Source organism: Mesorhizobium hunchu (assembly GCF_040081975.1).
GTDB lineage: Bacteria > Pseudomonadota > Alphaproteobacteria > Rhizobiales > Rhizobiaceae > Mesorhizobium > Mesorhizobium hunchu.
Genome location: NZ_JBEBMG010000015.1, coordinates 1 through 21,209, shown reverse-complemented (window position 1 = coordinate 21,209; position 21,209 = coordinate 1). Strand labels below are relative to the sequence as shown.

General features: G+C 66.7%; 8 protein-coding genes and 1 pseudogene. 3 read left to right on the top strand and 6 right to left on the bottom strand.

The features are described 5' to 3' along the window. Positions 1 to 11: 11 nt before the first annotated feature. From ABMA46_RS19605 to ABMA46_RS19590, 4 genes are all read right to left on the bottom strand, one after another. Positions 12 to 1,046, bottom strand: coding sequence for an ABC transporter permease (locus ABMA46_RS19605; RefSeq protein ID WP_349001692.1), 1,035 nt, complete (start codon positions 1,044 to 1,046; stop codon positions 12 to 14). Between the two features lie 162 nt (positions 1,047 to 1,208). Beyond that, complete coding sequence (locus ABMA46_RS19600; protein ID WP_349001691.1) at positions 1,209 to 2,870, bottom strand: ABC transporter substrate-binding protein; 1,662 nt, start codon at positions 2,868 to 2,870, stop codon at positions 1,209 to 1,211. Positions 2,871 to 3,124: 254 nt separating this feature from the next. Further along, a complete protein-coding gene (locus ABMA46_RS19595; protein ID WP_349001690.1) occupies positions 3,125 to 9,187 on the bottom strand; it encodes a translocation/assembly module TamB domain-containing protein in 6,063 nt (2,020 codons plus the stop codon). Between the two features lies 1 nt (position 9,188). After that, entirely contained in the window at positions 9,189 to 11,072 is a 1,884-nt protein-coding gene (locus ABMA46_RS19590) for an autotransporter assembly complex protein TamA (RefSeq protein WP_349001729.1), read from the bottom strand. 324 nt (positions 11,073 to 11,396) lie between these two features. Between ABMA46_RS19590 and ABMA46_RS19585 the strand changes: the two genes are divergently transcribed. Then, the gene (locus ABMA46_RS19585; RefSeq protein WP_349001689.1) at positions 11,397 to 16,865 is read left to right on the top strand and encodes an alpha-2-macroglobulin family protein; all 5,469 of its coding nucleotides are present in this window, start codon (positions 11,397 to 11,399) and stop codon (positions 16,863 to 16,865) included. A 249-nt stretch (positions 16,866 to 17,114) separates the two neighbouring features. Then, complete coding sequence (gene pbpC / locus ABMA46_RS19580; protein ID WP_349001688.1) at positions 17,115 to 19,202, top strand: penicillin-binding protein 1C; 2,088 nt, start codon at positions 17,115 to 17,117, stop codon at positions 19,200 to 19,202. Between the two features lie 6 nt (positions 19,203 to 19,208). Here pbpC and ABMA46_RS19575 read toward each other — a convergent pair whose 3' ends face one another. Then, positions 19,209 to 20,438 carry an MFS transporter gene (locus ABMA46_RS19575; RefSeq protein WP_349001687.1) on the bottom strand — a complete coding sequence of 410 codons (1,230 nt, stop codon included), beginning with the start codon at positions 20,436 to 20,438 and terminating at the stop codon, positions 19,209 to 19,211. Positions 20,439 to 20,584: 146 nt separating this feature from the next. On the opposite strand from ABMA46_RS19575, the gene ABMA46_RS19570 reads away from it, so the two are divergent. Beyond that, a complete protein-coding gene (locus ABMA46_RS19570; RefSeq protein ID WP_349001686.1) occupies positions 20,585 to 20,878 on the top strand; it encodes a DUF3175 domain-containing protein in 294 nt (97 codons plus the stop codon). A gap of 171 nt (positions 20,879 to 21,049) precedes the next feature. On the opposite strand, the pseudogene ABMA46_RS19565 reads toward ABMA46_RS19570, so the two are convergent. Continuing rightward, positions 21,050 to 21,209: pseudogene (locus ABMA46_RS19565) on the bottom strand (IS110 family transposase); the annotation flags it as partial.

Below are 21,209 nucleotides of genomic sequence, written 5' to 3'. Positions count from 1 at the left end.
GCCCCTCTCCCTTACTGAACCCGGATGCGCGGATTGAGGAAGGCGTATCCGACGTCGGAGATGAGCTGGGTGATCAGCACGATGAAGACCGAGACCAGCGAACAGCTCAGAAGAAGGTCGATGTCGTTGTTGCTCGCCGCCTCCACGAGCGTGTAGCCGAAGCCCTGGTAGCGGAACATGATCTCGACCACGACCACGCCGGTCAGCAGCCACGGGAACTGCAGCATGATGACGGTGAACGGCGCGATCAGCGCGTTTCTAAGGGCATGTTTTATCACCACGGAGCGGAAGGAGAGACCCTTGAGCCGGGCAGTGCGGATATATTGCTGCGTCATCACCTCGACCATCGAGGCCCGCGTCATGCGCGCGATGTAGCCGATGCCGTAGATGGCGAGCGTGATCACCGGCAGGGTGAAGTTGTAAAGCGTGATGCCGTTCCTGGTCGAGGCCGCCGACCCGTTCAACCAGCCGAGCCACGTCGCGAAGATGACGGTGAAGATGACGCCCGACACATATTCGGGCGTCGCCGTCGAGGCGATCGATGCGACCGAGAGCGTCCGGTCGGTGCGCGACCCCTCGCGCATGCCCGCCAGGATGCCGATCAGCAGCGAGACCGGTATCATGACCACGAGCACCCAGAACATCAGGATGCCGGTGGCGCCGAGCGCCGGGAAAAGCTTTTTGGCGACCGCCGTCCTGAACTTGGTCGAGCAGCCGAAGTCACCTTCAAGAACGCCCGAATAGACCGGCTCGGTCGGATCGTCGCAGAACGGGAAGCGTTGCGTCGCCTCGCCCGTTTGCGGGTTGATGATCGGCTGCTTCTTGATCACGCCAAGCCACTGGCCGTAGCGCACGAAGAAGTTCTCCCGATAGCCGTGGGTGACCAGCCACTGTTCGAGCTGCTCCGCGGAGGTGTGCATCTCGGTCTGGCTGATGGCCAGCTTCTTCAGATTCGGATCGAGATTGATCAGGAAGAAGACGACGAGCGTCAGGCAAAGCATGGTGAGCACCATGGTGCCGAGACGCCGGAAGATGAAAGTCAGCATGGTGGCCCCCTGCCGGTCGGGTTGGGGTCAGATGCGGTCAACCCTGTTCAGTTGCGCGGTCCGGCTCGGAAACCGCGACCCTGATACGGCCTGGCGTCCACTCCGGAATCCGATGCGAGGCGGGGGAGGAACCGTCGCCCCTCCCCCGGCCGAATGCTCAGCTTACGCGTCTTCGTCGAGCCAGACCTTCTGCAGGTCGATCTCGAACATGGGGTGCATGCCGAAATCCTTCACCGCAGCGACCGAGTGGCGATAGAGGTTGCGCCAGTACGGCTGGATGAGGATGCCCGAATCCTGGATGATGGTTTCGATATCCTTCATCACTTCCTTGCGCTTGTCGTTGTCGCCGATGGTCAACGCCTTGTTGATCAGCTTGTCGAGATCGGGATTGGAATAGGCCGTCTCGTTCCAGCTGCCGGCGGTCTTATAGGCAAGCGTGATGACCTGGATGCCCAGCGGGCGCATGTTCCAGTTGGTCGCGGAGAAGGGATATTTCGTCCAGTCGTTCCAGAAGGTCGAGCCCGGCAGGACGGTGCGCTTCACCTTGTATCCGGCGTCGCGCATCTGCGCGGCAACGGCGTCGCAGGTGTTCTTGTGCCAGTTCTCGTCCACGGAGATGATTTCGAACTCGAAGCCGTCCTGGCCGGCTTCCTTCATCATCGCCTTCGACTTCTCGACGTCCCGGTCCATGCCGGGAATCTCCGCCCAGTCGGGTTGGATCGGCGCCACGTGATAGTTGTCGGCCTTCTTGCCGAGGCCGTTGATGCCGAGCTGGAGGCAGACGTTGTTGTCGACGGCAAGCTGCACGGCCTTGCGTACCTTCTGGTCGTCGTAGGGCTTGTTGTCGACGTTCATGCGCACGGTGAGCGTCGTCGAGGTGCCGACCTCGGACTTCACCAGGTCCATTCCGTCGAGGATCTCGACATAATCCGCCGTGGTCTCGTAGTTGGAATGGATTTCACCGGCGTCAAAGGCGTTGACCTCGGCCGACGGGTCGGTGCCGTAGTCGATGAACTCGATGCCGTCGAGGTAGGAATCCCCACCCCACCACTGGCCCTTCTCGCGCCGCTTGAAGACGACGCGGTTGCCCACGTCGTAGGAAACGAGATCGAAGGGGCCGGTGCCGATCGGGTTCTTCACCCAATCCGCGCCCGTCTTGTCGAAGGTCGGGTGAACGATCAGGGCGGGGTAGTCGGAGACGCCGGCGACGATGGTCACGTCGGGCTCGTTGAGCTTCAGCTTGACCGTCTGATCGTCGACCTTCTCGACCGCGCCCTCACGCAGCTTCTTGGTCTTCGGATCGATCAACGTGGCCACGCGCTGGGCCATCGAGTTGCCCTCGACCGTGGAATCGCACCAGCGGCCGATATTGTAGATCACATCGTCGGCCCCGAACGCGTCGCCATTGTTCCAGGTGACGCCCTTGCGGACATGGAAGGTATATTCGGTCGCGTCGTCGTTCACCTCCCAGCTCTCGACCAGGCGGCCCTCGAAGGTGAAGTCGCGCGTGAACTTGATCAGCGGCTCGAGCGACTGGCGCATCGCGTTGGAGATTTCGGACCAGTCGGCCAGCCGCGGATCCTTGTTGGCCTTGCAGAACATCGAGATCTTGATCACGCCGCCCTTCTTGGGCGTCGCGTCCTGCGCCATCGCCGGTGTCGGCGCGGCGAGACCGATCATGCCGTACGCCATCGCGGTCGACGCGCCGAAGATGCTGGCCATGGCCAGAAACTCGCGTCGGCTGACGTCTCCGGCCTTCACATCCTCGGCCATCGCGACGATATGGGCCGGAACGCGATCACCGTTACTTTTGTACGTTGCCATTCTTTTCTCCCATTGTTGGCTTTCCGCCTTAGCATTCCGCATCCGGCCGGCGATGTCAAAAACCGGACGAGCGAGGAATTCGGAAATAAATGTGCAACTTTGCCGACAGGTCAGTTCGCGCGATTACGACAGACTTGACGCAAATGTGCTAGTGCAAGGCGGTTTGTTGCTGAAATCGCAGCCCGGATTGAGCAGTGACAATTGGCCTTCTCCGCGACGGGATCGGTTGTGGAAAAGACGCCGATCCGGCGAAATCAGTATTCGTGCTCGTAGAAAATGCCGCCCTTGGCCTCGCCGGCGTCGGAGGCTTCGCCGCGCAGCTTGACGCCCTTGCCGACATTGAAATCGATTCGGGCGCGCCCCGAACCCGGCTTCTCGCCCTTCTGGATCGACAGATAGGTGCGGTCGTTCAGGTACTTGCCGGCCGAGACCGCCGTGCCGCCCTGCTCGTCGGTCGTCACGTCGAGATCGTCCACGCCGAGCTGGCCGCGCAGCTTCTCCAGCAGCGACGTCGACCCGCCGACGCCGCTCAACTGCGCCGCCGCTTCGGCAAGCTGCGCGATCTGCAATGGCGACAGGTTCGACATCGACCGTCCGAAGATCAGCCGCGCCAGCACCTCGTCTTCCGGCAGCGCCGGAACCGACGAGAAGGTGAACTTCGGGTCGGTCGCCTCGCCGGAGACGGTGATCGTCACGGTCGCGTCGCCCGCCGTCGATTCCGCCGTCAGGTTCAGATACGGGATCAGCGATCCGGAGAACGTCGCGCTGCCTTCGGTGAAGGTCAGTCGCTTGGCAAGGACCGACAGGCGTCCGCGCTGCAATTCGAACTTGCCGACGGCCTCCGGCGCGGACGCCGGCCCGGTGAGCCTGATCCTGCCGCCGAGTTCGGCGTCGACGCCCCTGCCCTGGATGAATATCTGGTTGGGCGCGTTGACGGTGATGTCGAGCGTCAGGCCGCCGTTGCCGCCGCTGTTCGTCGCGCTCGGCGGGTTGAGCGCCCGGTCCTGCGCGCGAACGGCGGCCGGCGCGTTCCTGTGCTTGACGTTGAGGGTGGAAAGCGAGCTCGGCAGCCGGTCCGGTACGGTGATGACGGTGCGGCCGAGATCGATCGTTCCCGAAATCGCCGGCGTGGTCGCCAGCGGCCCCTTGATCGCCAGCGCGCCCGACAGGTTGGCCGTCACCACGCGCCCGTCCGTATAGCGTCCGTTGTCCAGCTTCACCGCGATGTCGGCGGGAAACCCGCTTCCCGGCTCGATGCCGACCGTGCCGCTGACGCTCAGCGTGCCGCGCGTAGACAGCGTTCCGGTTACGCTGTTGATCCGCGCCACGCCGCCGCCGAGCATGACGTCGGCCGCGATATTGTTGATCGACAGGCCGGACGACGAATCGATGAAGCGCGCGCCGGACGTGCGGACCGATCCGCTGATGTCGGGCTTCGAGGCCGGCCCGCGCACGGAAATGTCGACATTGGCCGCGCCGTTGAGCGACAGGCCCATCTGCGACAGCTTGGCGGCCAGGAAATTGAACGGCACGCCGCCCGAGACGTCGATCGCCAGGTTCGGCGTGCCGGCGGTCGTCACCGTGCCGCCGGCTTTCAGGTTCATGCCGGAGCCTTCGGTGGCGTTGGCGGTGAAGTCGAGCTTGTTGGCCGCGAAGGTGCCGGACGAGGTGACGCCGATGCCGCCGAAACCGGCGCTGCGGGTCGGCGCCAGCGCGATGCCGGTTCCCTTGATGTCGTAGGCGACCTTCGGCGCGCTTGCCTCACCCGTCACCTTCACCGTGCCCGACAGCGCGCCGTCGGCGTCGAGACCGGACGCGAAATTGTTGGCGACGGATACCGGTACGCCCGCAAGCGCGACATTGACGTCGAGCGTCTGGCCGGCGCTGCCGGTCACGGTCGCCGTGCCGCCGCCGACGCCGATGACGATCTTTTCGAGCGTCGTGACGCCGTCCTTGATGGCGATGGTCGAAGGCTGGGCGATCGACGCCTTCACGCCCTTGAACGTCGCCTCGCCCGATTTCAGCTCCACCGTGGTGGCGCCGTCGGCGACGCGCACGCGTCCGCTCGCCTTGGCGGGAATGTCCTTGACGGTGGCGCCGCCCGAAAAGCCGGTCCACTCGCCGTCCCGCTTCAGGTCGATATTGATGCCGGTGACGGCCGTGCCGCCCGAATTCACGCTGTCGGCGTGCACCGTGCCCGAAATGGTCGGCGTCCCGGTATAGTCGGCGACCAGCGCGTCGATGCCGACGCCGTTCACCGCGAGGTCGCCGCGCGTGATCTTCGCCGACTTGGCCTGGACCGACACCTGCGGCTTGCCCTCCTGCTTGGAGAAGCGGATCGTGCCGCGCACGTCGCCTTCGGCCTTTTCCAACGCGAGCGCGGCCAGCGGACCGATGTCGGGCAGGTCGAGCGCGATGTCGCCTTCCGGCAGGAAGGCATCATCCAGCACTAGGTCGCCACGGATGCTGTTCGGCCCGAGCGACAGCGACAGTCCGTCGATCTCACGGCGTCCATCGGTCGTTTTGAGCACCGCGTTGCCCTTGAGCTGCTGGCCGGCGACGGTGCCGGCAAGCGTCAGATCGGCGGCGGGATTGGCCATGTCGGCCTTGCCGCTCGCCGACAGTTTCAGCCCGGTGATCTCGCGGTTGGCGACCGTCATGCGGTCGCTGTCCACCGTCAGCGACAGGTCCGGCGCGGCCGTCGGCCCGCTGGCCTGCACGTCGAACCGGATGACACCCGCCGCATCCTTGGACAGCAGCGAAAGATCGGCCAGCGCGCCCTGCAAGGTGGCGGCGAGCGTGCCGTCCGTCAGGCTGGCCTTGCCGCTGGCGTCGAGCGCTCCGGAAGCGAGTTTCAGCCCATCGACCGCGAGGTTGCCTTTCGCGTCCCGGTTGATCGCCGCCAACAGCTTCGTGCGCTCGGCCAGCACGCCGCGCGCCGCGGCCGGCAGCGCGGCCGACAGCGCATCGACGCCGAGATTGAGCGCGATGGAACCGTCCGCCAGCGAGACGCGGCCGTCCGCCGTCCCGTCCAGCGCGTCACCATGCAGCTTCGCGCTCGCGATGGTCAGCACGTCCTCGCCGAGGCCGCCGCTGAAATCCGCCGTGATGCGCCCTGCCAACAGCGGCGCGACGGTCGGGTTCTCCATGACGATGCTTTCGGCGCTCGCCTTGCCGGCGAGCGGACCGCTTCGCTTGTCCACGTCGAATCCGTTGGAATGCAGCGAAAGCCGGACGCCGTTCGCCTTGACGTCCTTCGTCGCCAGCGAGGCGAGAGCGCCGCCGACGTCTAGCTTCAGCGCATTCTTCGGTCCGACAGCTCTTGCCGACAGGGACTGCAGGGCGAGGTCGATCGGGCTTTCCGGCGTCCCCAGCGACAGCGGCAGGCTGTCCCCGCTCGACTTCACGTCGAGCGTCAGGTCGCTGGCGCCATTGGGATCGAACGTGCCATGCGCGGTGCCGGACACGCCCTCGCCCGAAAGCGTTGCCTGCCGCAGGTCGACCGCGCCGCCGGGCACATAGGAGCCGGAGGCCGCGAGATCGAGCGCGCCCAGCCCGAGCTTGCGCGTCTGGCTGGTCTCGCCCCCGGCCAGCCTGGCGTCGAACCCGACCACCGGCGCCGAGGACGGCCCGGTGACGGTCGCGGTGCCGTCCAGCCGCCCAGCGGCGTCGAGCCCGTCCACGAAGGCGTTGCCGAGAGCGGCGGGCAGGTTCGATATTTCCGCCTTGAGGTCGAGCGTCTCGCCGGCCGTCCCCGACAGCACGACGGAACCGCCGCCGAGGCCGACCGCCAGCCTGTCGATGCTCGTCTGGCCGTTCGCCACCGTGATCGTCGCCGGCCCGTCGATGACCGTATCGATGCCCTTCACCGTCGCCCCACCGGAGGACAGCTCGACCGTCGTCGTGCCGTTCGCCAGCTTCGCGCGGCCGTCGATGGTGGCGGGAATGCCGGCCACGGTGGCCTTGCCGGTGAAGCCGGTCCACGGCCCGTCCTGTTTGAGGTCGACCGCGATGCCGCCGATCTCCGTCGTGCCGGACTTCACCGAATCCGCGGTGATCTTGCCCGATATGGCCGGCGCCTTGATGAAGCTGCCGACGGCGGCCGCCACCTTGATGTTGCGTGCCGCCATGTCGCCGCGGGTGATCTGGCCGCTCGCCGCATTGATCGCGACAGACGGCACATCGCCGTCCGCCGAGAAGGCGAACGTGCCGTTGATGTCGCCGCTCGCCGATTGCCCGGCCAGTTCCGCCAGCGGCGCGATGTCCGGCACGGCCAGCGTCAGCGTGCCGAGCGGCATGAAGGCGTCGTTGAGGGCGAGGTCGCCGGAGATTTTGCTGTCGCCGAGCGAGAGCGACAGGCCGTTGACCGAGCGCTTCCCGTCCGTCGTCGTCAGCGCGGCTTTCAGTTCGAGCGGCTGCTCGTCGACGCTGCCGGTCAGCGACACGTCGGCGGAAGGACTTGCGATGTCCGCCTTGCCGCTGGCGCTGAGCTTGATGGCCTTCACCGTCTTGCCGGCCGCCGTCAGGCTGTCGCTGCCGGCCGTCACGGTGAAGTCCGGCGCGGTGCGCGCGCCCTTGGCGGTCAGCGCGAAATCGAGATTACCGGCAACCGGCGTGCCGACCAGGGAAGAGAGGACCGAAACATCGCCGAGGCTGCCCTTCAGGTCCGCCTGGAGATCGGTGCCGGTGGCGCTCGCGGTGCCGCTGGCCGACAGCGTGCCCGATTTCAGTTCGATCGAGTTGGCCGCGAAATCGCCCTTGGGATCGCGCGTCGCGGTCGCCGAGAACTGCACGCGCGGCCCGAGCACGGTCTGGATCTGCTGCGGCAGCGCGGTCGAGACGGCGTCCGCGTTCATCGCCAGCGTCATGGCGAGATCGGCCAGCGTGACCTTGGCCGTCACCGACGCGTTGAGCGCGTCGGAGCGCAAAGTGCCTTCGTCCAGCGTGATCTCGTCCTGCCCGATCGTTCCCGAAAGGTTGGCGACGACCTTGCCCGCCACCAGCGGCGCCAGCGTGGCGACGTCGCTCTTCAGCGTGCCCGCTTCGAGGCCGACCTTCACCGGACCGCTGCGGGTGTTGACGTTGAAGCCGTCCGAATGAATCTGCACGCCGAGGTCGCGGATCTCGGTGCCGCCGGTCACCACCGAGACGAACGAGCCGGCGACATCCACCATCGGTTCCTTGCCGTCACCGAAGGCGCGGGCAGTGAGATTGTCGACGGCGACGGTCACCGGGGCGCCGCCGGTCGGCAGGCTCAGCACCACCGGGCCGCTCCTGGCCGTGACCTGCGCCGAGATATCCGCCGCCGATTCGGGGTCGAAGGCGCCTTTGGCCTCGGCATGGATGGCGTCGCTGTCGATGGCGGCCCGCTCGATCTCCACGCCACCCGCCTTGGTCGCGGTGCCGGCGATATCGAAGCGCGACTGCCCCGTCAGTAGCGGCTTCAGCATGTCGGGCAGAAACCGCTCGAACGCGCCGTCGCCCTTCACCTCGATGCGGCTGCCGGCGTCTGTGAGCTGGTGGCGGCCGGAAAGCTGCGCAACCACCTGCCCCGCGACCGAGAAGGACCCGGCGCCGTTCCAGTCGCCGAGCGGCCCGTTGCCTTTCACCGCGATGTCCACCGGCGGCGCGTCCGGAATCCTGAGCAGGTTGGCGATGATGCCGCCGGCCGGCTCGGACGCCTTGAGATCGACATCGAGCTTGTTGTCGGCGGGTGCGAAATGCACGGAGCCGACGACCGAGCCCTGCTGCCCGTCGCGGCGCTGGATGTTCAGGTCGGTGGCGATCGCCATCGGCGAAGCGTCCGCCTTCAGCGCCGCCTTCGCCGCAAGCTCGGCGATGCCGGTTCCGGCCAGGTCCTCGCCGAGCGCGATGTCGGGCAGGTCGATCTGCTTGACGTCGACCGAGACAGGCAGGCCGCTACCGCCACCGCTGCTTGCGCCAGCATCGGTCTTGCCGGACGACTGCGGCAGCCGCGCCATTTCGATGCGCTGCACCGCGACCCGGTCGGCACGGAACGTCTTCGAAAGCAGCGCCAGCGGCGACCAGTCCACCGCCACGTCCCGCAACGCCAGCCACGGCCCCTGACCGTCCGCGAGGGTCACGCTGCCGACCCTGAGCCGGCCCGACCAGATGCCGTCGATCTTGGCGATCGTCACCTTGCTGTCGTCGGAGGAGGCCAGCGTCGAGATCATGCCGGCCAGATTGTCGCGGCCGCGCTCGGTCGTCGTCAGCACGACAAGCGCGCCGACGGCCGCCGCCAGCACGACGACCAGCGCATAGAGGAAATAGCGGAGGAAGCGCTTGAACGTCTTCATGTCAGAACGCCTGCCCGATGCCGGCATAGATGCCGAAACTCGGATCGCCGCGATCCGGATTGAGCGGCACCGCCGCATCGATGCGCAACGGCCCGAACGGCGTGATGTAGCGCAGGCCGACGCCCGCGCCCACCTTCACGTCCGAGAAATCGGGGAACTGTTTTACCGAGACCGTTCCGGCATCGACGAAGGGCACGATGCCGATGGAATCGGTCACCTGGTAACGCAATTCGGCGGAGGTCTCGAACCAGGACAGGCCGCCGATCGGATCATCGTCGGAGTCTTTCGGCCCGATGCCCTGATAGGCATAGCCGCGCACCGATCCGCCACCGCCGGCATAGAAGCGGCGGTCCGCCGGAACCTCCTGCAGTGAGGCGCCGAGGATGGACCCCATCGCCAGCCGCCCGGCGGCGACGAAGCGGCCGGCGTCGTCGAGCGTCTGGTAGACCGACCCCTCGCCCTTCAGCTTGAGGAATACGGCGCCTCCCAGAAGGTCGTAGCTTGGCTCCGCATAGCCCAGGAACCGGAAACCCTTGGTCGGGTTCAGCTTGTCGTCGCGATTGTCCCAGACATATTGCAGCGGCAGCGAGGCGATCAGGTATTTCTGCGGATCGGGATCGAGGTTGTCCTCTATCTTTGAATATTCGAGCGCGACCCCGGCCGAAACCGTCTGGTATTTGCTCAACTCGTAGGACAGGCCGGTTTCGCCTCTGACCGAAAAACGGTCGTAGGCGTCTGGGTGCTCGAACACCGTCTTGAGGTTGGCGTAGAATTTCGACGCCGGCCCGACGACGCCGGGTTTCTCGAACATGACGCCGGCATTGTAGTTCAGCTTCGAGATGTCCTGGGCGCCGATGCCGCTGATGGAGCCGTCGAATTTCAGCTTCTCGGCATGGCCGAACAGGTTGCGGTGGCCCCAATAACCCTCGAAGCCGAGGCCGTCGGTGTTCGAGGCGGTCGCGCCGAGCCCGAAATAGCGGAACTTGCGCTCGCTCACCTCGACATTGATGGGAATGTTGCCTTGCGGGTCGAGCTTGTCCGCTTCCTTCACGGTCACGCTGTTGAAGACCTCGAGGCCCAACAGCCGGTCGCGCGCCTCGTCGATCTCGTCGGGCGAATACTGCTCACCTGGCTTCAACCCGGTCATGTAGCGGGTGAAATCGCGGTCGACGGCTTCCGTGCCGTCGACGCTGGTGTCGCCATAACCCGCGATCGGCCCTGCCGCCACGGTCAGCGTCACGTCGGCGGTCAGGCTCTTATGATCGGCCACGACCTCGCGGTCCGTCACCTTGGCAAGCGGCCTGCCCTCGTCCTTCAGCGCGCGCACGATCAGCGCCTCTGCTTTCAGGATGGCGCCGGAACTGGCGTCGCCACCGGTGATGAGCCCGTAGTCGGCGCTCATCAGGCCAGCCGCGTCGCCCTTCAACTGGATATTGCCGAGCGTGAAGCGCTGGCCGGGATCGATCGTTACCGTGACCGGAATGGGTTGTGGTCCGGTGAACTCGGCATCCGGCGGCAGGGCGTCGATGTCCTTGCCCTGGATTTCGACCGTCACCACCCCGTCGTAGCGGGCCTCGCCGTAGAGCGCGGCCACAAGCTGCTCGCGCTCCGAACGCGCCTTGGCGAGCAGGCCGAGCGAACCCGACACCGGATGATCCTCGTCGGCCTTCAACCCGGAAACGTTTTCAAGCTTCTTCTCGAGATCGTCGTCGGCGCCCACGACGTTGATCGTCACCGCATAGCGCAGCGGATTGGCGATATCGGCATCCTCGTCCTCGTCCGATCCCCACAGCTTGAGGCCGAAAATCTCGAAAGCGGCCGCGCTGCGGTTCTGAACGACGAGAACCGACGAGCAAAGCAGTGCGCATGCCAGCGCGCGCAACACGATGCGCCTGGGTACAAGACCGACAACACTCCTCACCAACTTTACCGTCACGCCGGACCCAGGGTTGCAAAGCCTAAAATTGAACGCAACTTCTGAAGCGCTCGTAAAGGAGCCTCAATTCAATTGTCTGAATTGAGCCGGGCTTGGAACTCACACCTTTTATGCCATGGCAAGAAAGTGTGATCCAACGCCCGTAATGCAGGCCGAATGCCGCCGGCGACGGGCCGGAGGCTCTCGACAATGGGCGATAGCCGCCCGCCCCCGCATTGACAAGCGCAACCTGAGCTTGAACATGCCGGGAGAGCAATGTCCTGGAGGGGTGTCATGGCAATGCGCGCGGCACGTTTTGTCTCTTTGCTTTTCTGTCTGCTGGCGTCCATCGGCGCCGCCCAGGCGGCCGAAGCCCGGCGAATCGTCACGACCGACAATTCTGATTATTTCGGCTTCGACCTGCGCTCGACGCAGAACGTGACGCTCGATCAGTGCGGCACCACCTGTCTCGGCGATCCCTCCTGCCGCGCCTTTACCTACAACAAGAAGGCCAAGTGGTGCTTCCTGAAATCGGATTTCAACACGCTGAAGACCTTCAACGGCGCCATCGCCGGCAAGGTCGTGCCGGTCAATGGCGATCCCGACATCGGCGCGCCGCCGGACCTCGCCTTCTTCCCCTCATGGATGGCGGACCAGGCCCAGCAATACCGCAATTTCATCCTCGGTCCCGGCTTCACCAAGCCGACCGAAGGCATGAACGGGCTGGTCGACGCGGCCGAGCAGGCGGCGCTGGCCGGCGACCACCGCACCGCCATGCAGAAATACGAGCAGGCCGTTTCGATCCTGCCCGACGACGGCGCATTGTGGACCAGGCTCGCCCATGAGACCCTGCTCGTCCAGCCGTCCGGCGGCTCGGAAACCGCGACCCTGCAGGCCAACGGCACCTCCGCCGCCTTCAACGCATACAAATTGACCCGCACCGCCGCCAACCGCGCCGAAGTGCTGGCGCTGCTGGCCGGCGGCCTCGATCGCCGCGACACCTACCGTCCCGCCATCCAGGCCTATGAAGCGAGCCTCGCGCTGGTGAACTCGGCATCCGTGCGCGCCGATTATGAAGACCTCAAGGCGCGGAAAGGCTTCCGCATTGTCGACCACACTGTCGATGCCGACACCTCCGCGCCGCGCATCTGCGCGCAGTTCTCCGAGGACCTGGTCAAGACCGGCGTCGACTACAGCCAGTTCGTCACCGTCGACGGCGGCGCGCCGAAGGGCATCGAGGCCAAGGATCGGCAGATCTGCGTCGAGGGCCTGGAGCACGGCCAGCACTATCAGGTGACCTTCCGCCCCGGCCTGCCGGCGGCGATCGGCGAGGTCATCTCCGCGCCGGTGGTACTGTCCATCTATGTGCAGGACCGCGCCCCGTCCGCGCGCTTCACCGGCGACAGCTTCGTGCTGCCGGCCGGCGCACGCCGCGGCATCCCGCTGGTCAGCGTCAACATGAACGTCGCCGACATGAAGCTCTACCGCATCGGCGACCGCTCGCTGGCGCAGCTCCTGTCCGGCTACCAGTTCCTCCACCAGCTCGACGGCTACGACATCTCCTCGATCACCGACCAGATGGGCGAGCCCGTCTGGGAGGGCAAGATGGACATCGCCGGCGACCTCAACAAGGAAGTCACCACCTCCTTCCCCGTCGACGAGGCGCTGCCCGAGCGCAAGCCGGGCGTCTATGTGCTGACCGCCCAGCCGGTGGACGACCACAGCGAGGAATACAATTCCCGCGCCACCCAGTGGTTCGTCGTCTCCGACATCGGCCTCTCCACCTATACCGGCCAGGACGGGCTCAACGTCTTCGCCCGCTCGCTCGGCACCGCCAAGCCGATCGAGGGCGCGGAACTCACCCTGCTCGCCCGCAACAACGAGATCCTCGGCACCGCCACCACCGACGCCGACGGCCGCGCCACCTTCAAGCCCGGCCTGACGCGCGGCGAGGGCGGCATGGTGCCGGCCGTCCTGATGGCGAAGAAGGGCGACCAGGATTTCGTCTTCCTCGACATGACCAAGGCCGGCTTCGACCTCTCCGACCGTGGCGTCGAGGGCCGCGCTGCGCCCGGCGCGCTCGACGTCTACGCCTGGACCGAGCGCGGCATCTACCGCGCCGGCGAGGACGTGCATGTCGCGGCCCTTGCCCGCGACGGCGCCGCCGACGCGGTGGAGAACCTGCCGCTTACCTTCATCTTCACGCGGCCCGACGGCGTCGAGGCGCGCCGCGTGGTCTCCGACGGAAACGATGCCGGCGGCCGCGCGGTCGACCTGCCGCTCGAGCCGAACGCCATGCGCGGCACCTGGACCGTTTCGATCTACACCGATCCGAAGCAGTCTCCCGTCGCCAGTCAGATGTTCCTGGTCGAGGACTTCGTGCCCGATCGCATCGAGTTCGACCTGACCTCGGACAAGAAGGAGATCGCGCAGGGCGAGACCGCCAACGTCACCGTCGATGGCCGCTTCCTCTACGGCGCGCCTGCCGCTGGCCTCGCGCTGGAGGGCGAGACGACGCTTTCCGCGACCCGCGACTGGGACCGCTTCAAGGGCTTCGCCTTCGGCCTCGACGACGAGCAGACGGCCGAGCCCAGCGTCACCCCGCTGACCGGCCTGCCGGTAGTCGGCGACGACGGCAAGGCGAGCTTTCCGGTCGCCTTCGATCAGGTCCCCTCCACCACCAAGCTGGTCAACGCCAAGGTGACCGTGCGCATGCGCGAGACCGGCGGCCGCGCCGTCGAGCGCTCGCTCGACATCGGCATCCGCCCGACCGGCCACATGATCGGCATCAGGCCCGACTTCGCCGACGACGAGGTGCCGCAGGGCGGCACGGCGAAGTTCTCGCTCATCGCCGTCGATCCGGACGGCAAGCGCGAGGCGCTGAAGGGCGCGCTGTGGACGCTGGTGCGCATCGATCGCAATTACCAATGGTATCGCAGCGGCGGCTCGTGGAACTACGAGCCGGTCGAATTCACCAAGTCGATCGCCAACGGCACCGTCGACATCGATGAAAACGGCGAGGCAGAGCTTTCGCTGCCGGTGGACTGGGGTCGCTATCGCCTCCAGGTCGAGACGACCGATCCGGAAGGCCCGGCCACCAGCTACGCCTTCGACGGCGGCTGGTATGTCTCGGCCACCTCGACCGAGACGCCCGACGCACTGGAGATCGCGCTGGACAAGGACAGCTACCAGCCCGGCGAAGTCGCCAGATTGAAGGTCTCGCCGCATTATGCCGGCCAGCTTCTGGTCACCGTCGGGGCCGACAGGCTGCTCAAGACCTTTACCGCCGACATTCCGGCGAACGGCGGCACGGTGGACGTGCCGGTCGGCGACGACTGGGGCGCCGGCGCCTATGTCACCGCGACGCTCTTCCGCCCCGGCGATGGACAGGAAACGCGCATGCCGGCGCGCGCCATCGGCGTGAAGTGGCTTAAAGTCGATCCCGGCGAGAAGCAGCTCGACGTGACCCTGACGCCGCCCGAAAAGACCGAACCCCGGCAGACGCTGTCGGTCCCGGTATCGGTCGCCGGCGCGAAGCAGGGTGAGAATGCCTATGTCATGGTCGCCGCCGTCGACGTCGGCATCCTCAACCTCACCAACTACCAGCCGCCCAACCCGGAGGACTGGTTCTTCGGCCAGCGCATGATGGGGCTCGAGCTGCGCGACCTCTACGGCCGTCTGATCGACGGCTCGCTCGGCGCGACCGGGCGCCTGCGCACCGGCGGCGACGGCGCGGCCATGCAGAGCCAGGGCAGCCCGCCGACCGAAAAGCTGGTCGCCTTCTTCTCCGGTCCGGTGCAACTCGACGCCGACGGCAAGGCTGTCGTCGATTTCGATATTCCGCAGTTCAACGGCACCGTCCGCGTCATGGCCGTGGCCTGGACGAAGCAGGCCGTCGGCCATGCGGTGAAGGACGTGATCGTGCGCGATCCCGTCGTGCTGACGGCCGGCCTGCCGCGTTTCCTGGCGCCCGGCGATTCGGCGACCATGCGCGTCGACGTCGCCAACACCGACGCGCCGGACGGCGACTATGCCGTGTCGGTCGACGCCACCGGCGGCCTCTCGGTCGGCAGCGACGGCGTGCCCGAAAAACTGACGCTGGCCTCCGGCAAGCGTCAGACCTTCTCGGTGCCGCTGATCGGCGTCTCGGCAGGGGATTCCTCGATTACCGTAAGACTCTCGCACGAGGGCGGACCGGACATCGAACAGACGCTGGCGCTGCCGATCCGCCCGTCGCAACTGCCCATCACCACCCGCCTCGTGGTCGATCTGAAAGGCAATGGCGGCGCGTTGCGCGTCGACAGGGAGCTTCTGGCGGCGAGCCTGCTGGAAGGCGCTTCCGTCAGCGTCGGCGTTTCGCAGGCGGCGGCCTTCGACGTGCCGTCGCTGCTCATGTCGCTCGACCGCTATCCCTATGGCTGTGCCGAGCAGACGACCAGCCGCGCGCTGCCGCTTCTCTATGTCAACGACATGGCGAAGGGCTACGGCATCGCCTCCGATCCGAACCTGCACGACCGGGTCCAGGAAGCGGTCTATCGGGTGCTGAGCTACCAGGCGTCGGGCGGCAGCTTCGGCCTGTGGGGGCCGGGCTCAGGTGACCTGTGGCTCGATTCCTACGTCACCGACTTCCTGACCAGGGCGCGCGAGCAGAAATACGAGGTGCCGCGCGAGGCGATCGACCGAGCACTGAACAACTTGCAGAACTCGCTCGGCTACGACCAGGACGTGCAGGACCGCGGCAGCGACATCGCCTATGCGCTCTACGTGCTCGCCCGCAACAAGAAGGCCTCCGTCGGCGACCTGCGCTACTATGCCGACACGCAGCTCGAAGCCTTCACCAGCCCGATGGCGGTGGCCCAGCTCGGTGCCGCGCTTGCGCTCTACGGCGATGCGCAGCGTTCCGAGCAGACCTTCCAGGCTGCCCTCCAGCTCGCCAACGAGACGCCCAACTACGACTGGTATCGCTCCGATTACGGCTCGGATCTGCGTGACGGCGCCGCCATGCTTGCGCTGGCGGCGGAGTCCAGGCCCGTCCCCTCCGTTGTGCCGGACCTCATCAAGCTCGTGGAGAACGAACGCGCGGTCAAACGCTGGACGAGCACGCAGGACGAGGCGTGGATGCTGCTGGCCGCGCGCGCGCTCAAGGACGGCAACGACTCGATCAAGCTCACTGTCGACGGCCAGCCGCACAGCGGCGCGTGGTCGGAGCAGATGAGCGGCGACGCGCTGCTGGCGAACCCGGTCACGGTCGCCAACAATGGCAGCCAGGCCCTGCAGGCCGTCGTCACCACGGTGGCGGCGCCGGCCCAGCCGCTGCCGGCCGGCGGCGACGGCTATACGATCGAGCGCACCTACTACCGGCTCGACGGCACCGAGGCCAATGTCTCGGAAGTCAGCCAGAACGAGCGCTTCGTCGTCGTGCTCAAGGTACATGAGAACAACGACTGGCCGCAGCGCGTGCTGGTCACGGACCTTCTGCCCGGCGGTTTCGAGATCGACAATCCGAGCCTCGTCTCCAGCGCCCAGCTCGCCAATTTCTCGTGGCTGGCGCAGACCGACGCGGCGCATCTCGAATTCCGCGACGACCGCTTCGTCGCCGCCTTCAACCCGAACGAGGACAGCCGCGACATCATGCTGGCCTATGTCGTGCGGGCGGTGACGCCAGGCGTCTACGCCCACCCGGCGGCGAGCGTGCAGGACATGTACCGCCCGCAATACGCGGCCCGCACCGCCACCGGCATGATGGAGGTGAAGGCGCCGTAGCGGCGTCCTCACCGGCAAGCCGATGGCTGGACGTTCAACGGCTATGCACCCCCACCCCTGTCCCCTCCCCACAAGGGGGAGGGAGACGCTGACGCTACCGCGAGCCCCAAGATCGCCAACGTCGATGTTTCATGGCACTACCGCAGAGTCCCCCTCCCCCTTGTGGGGAGGGGTTAGGGGTGGGGGTGAGCCGACATATGTCGTTGCCCTAAGGCCTACGACCAGCAAGCAAGGGTGAGGCGCAGCGCCATGCCTTCCCGAAAAATCCTCCGCAAGCTCGCCATCGGCACCGCGGCCGGCGCCACCCTGCTCGCCCTCTTCCTCGCCGCCCTCTGGCAGCTCGACCGTGCCTACCCGCCGCCGCTCGACGCCCAGGCGGCGACGTCGGCAGAGGTGCTCGACCGCGATGGCCAGCTGCTGCGCGCCTTCGCCACGCCGGACGGCTACTGGCGCCTCGATACAAGGCTCGACCAGGTCGACAAAGGTTTCGTCGACATGCTGGTCGCCTATGAGGACAAGCGCTTCTGGGACCACCACGGCGTCGATGTCCTCGCCATCGGCCGCGCCGCGCTGCAACTCGTCGCCAACCACCGCATCGTGTCGGGCGGCTCCACGCTCTCCATGCAGCTGGCCCGCCTGATCGAGCCACGCGACAGCCGCTCCTTCGCCTCGAAGATCAAGCAGGTGCTGCGCGCGATCCAGATCGAGCGGCGGCTCTCCAAGCGAGAAATCCTCGAGCGCTACCTGACACTCGCGCCCTATGGCGGCAATCTGGAGGGCGTGCGCGCCGCCTCGCTCGCCTATTTCGGCAAGGAGCCGAAACGGCTGACGGTTTCCGAGGAGGCCATGCTGGTGGCGCTGCCGCAACTGCCGGAAAAGCGTCGGCCGGACCGCAACCCCAAGACCGCGCTGGCCGCGCGCGACCGGGTGTTGCAACGCATGGTCTCGGCCGGGAACCTGTCGGAGCGCGAAGCCGCCCGCGCCGCGCTCGATCCGGTGCCGCAAACGCGGCGCGCCCTGCCCGCGCTCGCCGCCCACGCCGCCGATCTGGCGCTGAGGAATGCGACGCCCGGCACAGCGCCGCAGCTCACCATCAGGAAGAGCGTCCAGCGGGGGCTGGAGGCCGTTGCCCGCGACGCTGCCCGGAAACTCGGCCCGAAACTGTCGGTCGCCCTGGTGCTGGCGGATTCGCGCACCGGCGACATTCTGGGCGAGGTCGGTTCCGCCGACTATTTCGATTCCCGCCGCTCCGGCTGGATCGACATGACGCGGGTGCTGCGCTCGCCGGGCTCGACGCTAAAACCCTTCATCTACGGGCTCGCCTTCGAGCAGGGCATGATCGCGCAGGAGACGATGATCGAGGACAGCCCGGCCGACTTCGGCGGCTACCGGCCGAGGAACTTCGACATGGGCTACCAGGGCGACGTGACCATCCGCCAGGCCTTGCAGTTGTCGCTCAACGTGCCGGCGGTGCGGGTGCTCGACGCGGTCGGCCCGGCACGGCTGATCGCCCGCTTCCACCAGGCCGGCGTCAATCCGACCCTTCCGCTCAACGAAGCGCCGGGGCTGGCCATCGGCCTGGGCGGCGTCGGCATCACCCTGCGCGATCTCGTCCAGCTCTACACGGGGCTGGCGAACGGCGGAAAGGTCCACGCGCTGCGCGACGGCACGGAAAGGATACCGGTGACCGACGCTGCCGCCACCATCCTCGACGCCCCGGCCAACTGGCAGATCGCCGACATCCTGGGCGGGATGCGCCCGCCGCAGGGCGCCGCGCCGCGCGGCATCGCCTACAAGACCGGCACTTCCTACGGTTACCGCGACGCCTGGTCGGTCGGCTACGACGGACGCTATGTGCTGGGAGTCTGGGTCGGTCGCGCCGATGCCAGCGCGGTGCCCGGCCTGTCGGGCTATGTCTCGGCCGCACCCATATTGTTTGACGGTTTCGTCCGCTCCGGTCTCGCCGCCGTGCCGCTGCCGGCGCAGCCAGCCGGCGTGCTGCGCCCCCGATCCGAGGACCTGCCGGTGACGCTCGCCCGCTTCGGTCCGGTCGGCGGGCCATCGGTGGCCGGCGTTTCCGAATCCGCTCCGCGTATCGTCTTCCCGCCGGACGGCGCGCGTGTCGACCTCGCCGCCTCGACCGACCAGCAGAGCCCGCTGGTGCTGAAACTGCAAGGCGGCCGCGCGCCGTTCCGTTGGCTGGCCAACGGCAAGCCGCTGGTCGGGTTGGACCGCACGCGCACCGCCACCTGGCAGCCGGACGGCGCCGGCTATTCGACGCTCACCGTCATCGACGCCGCCGGCCGTGCGGCCAGCGTCAAGGTCTTCGTGGAATAGCGTGGCTCAGGCGGCGAGCTGCGGGCGGCGCGTCCGCCACAGCAACGATCCGATCACGGCCAGATTGAGCAGGTTCCATGCGATGCCGTTGAGGAAAGCGGCCGTGTAGGAACCGGTCATGTCGTAGATCCAGCCCGACATCCAGCCGCCGAGCGCCATGCCGAAGATCGTCGCCATCATCACCAGCCCGACGCGCCGGCCGGCCTCGCTGGCCGGCATGTAGTCGCGCACGATGATCGCGTAGCAGGGCACGATGCCGCCCTGCGACAGACCGAACACCAGCGACACGACATAGAGCGAAGCCAGTCCGTCGAAGGGAATGTAGAGCGCCAGCGACAGGCATTGCAGCGCCGAGCCGATGAACAGCGTCTGCACCGCGCCGATGCGGTCGGCCAGGAAGCCGGAGCCGATACGGCTGATCACCCCCGCCGCCAGCATGATCGCCAGCATGTCCGCGCCATGCGCCATGCCGAAGCCGAGATCCATGCAGTAGGCGACGATATGCACCTGCGGCATCGACATGGCCACGCAGCACCCGACGCCCGCCACAATCAGCAGCATCTGCAGCGCCGAGGGCGACAGCGCGATGGGCCTGACCCGCCTGGCGGACGGTGTCTGCCCCTCCACAATGCGGGGCGCCGGGCGGCGCAACAGCAGGATGAGCGGAACCATGGTGACGAGACACACGATGCCGATGGCCGCATAGGTGGAGCGCCAGCCGAACTCGGTCATGAAATGCGGCATGACGGACGGCCAGAAGGCGCCCGCGAAATAATTGCCGGATGCCGCGCCCGTGACCGCCAGTCCGCGATGACGGTCGAACCAGTGGGAGATGTCGGCGATCAGAGGCCCGAAGATGGCCGAGCAGCCGACGCCGATCAGCACACCCTGCACCAGCGCGAACTGGACGATCGATTGGGTCAGCGAGGCAAGCACAAAACCCGCCGAAAGGCCGATCGAGGTCATCAGCGCCGGGCGCCAGTAGCCGAACCGGTCGATGGCGCGACCGACAAGCACGTTGCCAGCCGCGAAGCCGATCATGGTCGCGGTGTAGGGCAGCGATGCGTTGGCGCGATCGACGCCGAATTCGGCCTGCACCTGCGGCAGGACGACCACCACGGCCCACATGCCGGCCCCGCCGATCGTCGCCATGACGACCGAGATGCCGAGCCGCAGCCAGGCGTAGGGGCCGTCGATCGGCGACGCGCCGGCAGCCAGGGTGTCCGCCTTCGCCATGAAAACCGCTCCAGTGGTGAGAGGCCATTATCGGTGCGCGGCACGGTTGGCGTCAGCGCCAGCGGCGGAAAGCGGTCGCTCCAGCCGTTTTAAGGAACCCGTCCGGCCGCGCATTCATTGAGACGTGAGGGAGAAAGGAAAGCCTCATGGCTACCGAACACAAGGAAAAATGGTCCGCCGGCGTGACCGGGCACAGCAACGCGCTGGACCTGGAGGATAAGGTCTTCGAGAAGCGCGATCCGAAGGAGATCGCCGCTTCGCTCAAGCGCTCGGCCGAACACAGCCACCGCCGCAAGGCGGAACCGTTCCAGTCGGCCATGTCGATGCTCAATTTCTACATCAACCGCGCCGGCAGGAACCTTTCGGACAAACAGAAAAAAGTCCTGGAAGACGCGAAGGACGAGTTGCGTGTGGCTTTCGGGCGGGAGCGGCAGGATTGATGGAGACCTGCATCATTTCCATTGTCCAGCACCCCCACCCCTAGCCCCTCCCCACAAGGGGGAGGGGGATGCCGACACAACCGCTTCATCTGAAATCCCCAACGTTGGCATACTGTAGCGCTGCCGCGCCCCAGTCCCCCTCCCCCTTGTGGGGAGCGACTGTCTTGGAAATCAAGTTGGTTGCCACGGCTTTTGGTCCCGGATGATGGCGTTGAGGATGGTGAGGAGCTTTCGGGCGACGGCGATGATGGCCACCATTTTCGGCTTTCCGGCCATGACCAGCCTGTCGCGGAAGGCTTTGAGGACGGGGTTGCGCCTGGCGGCGACGAGG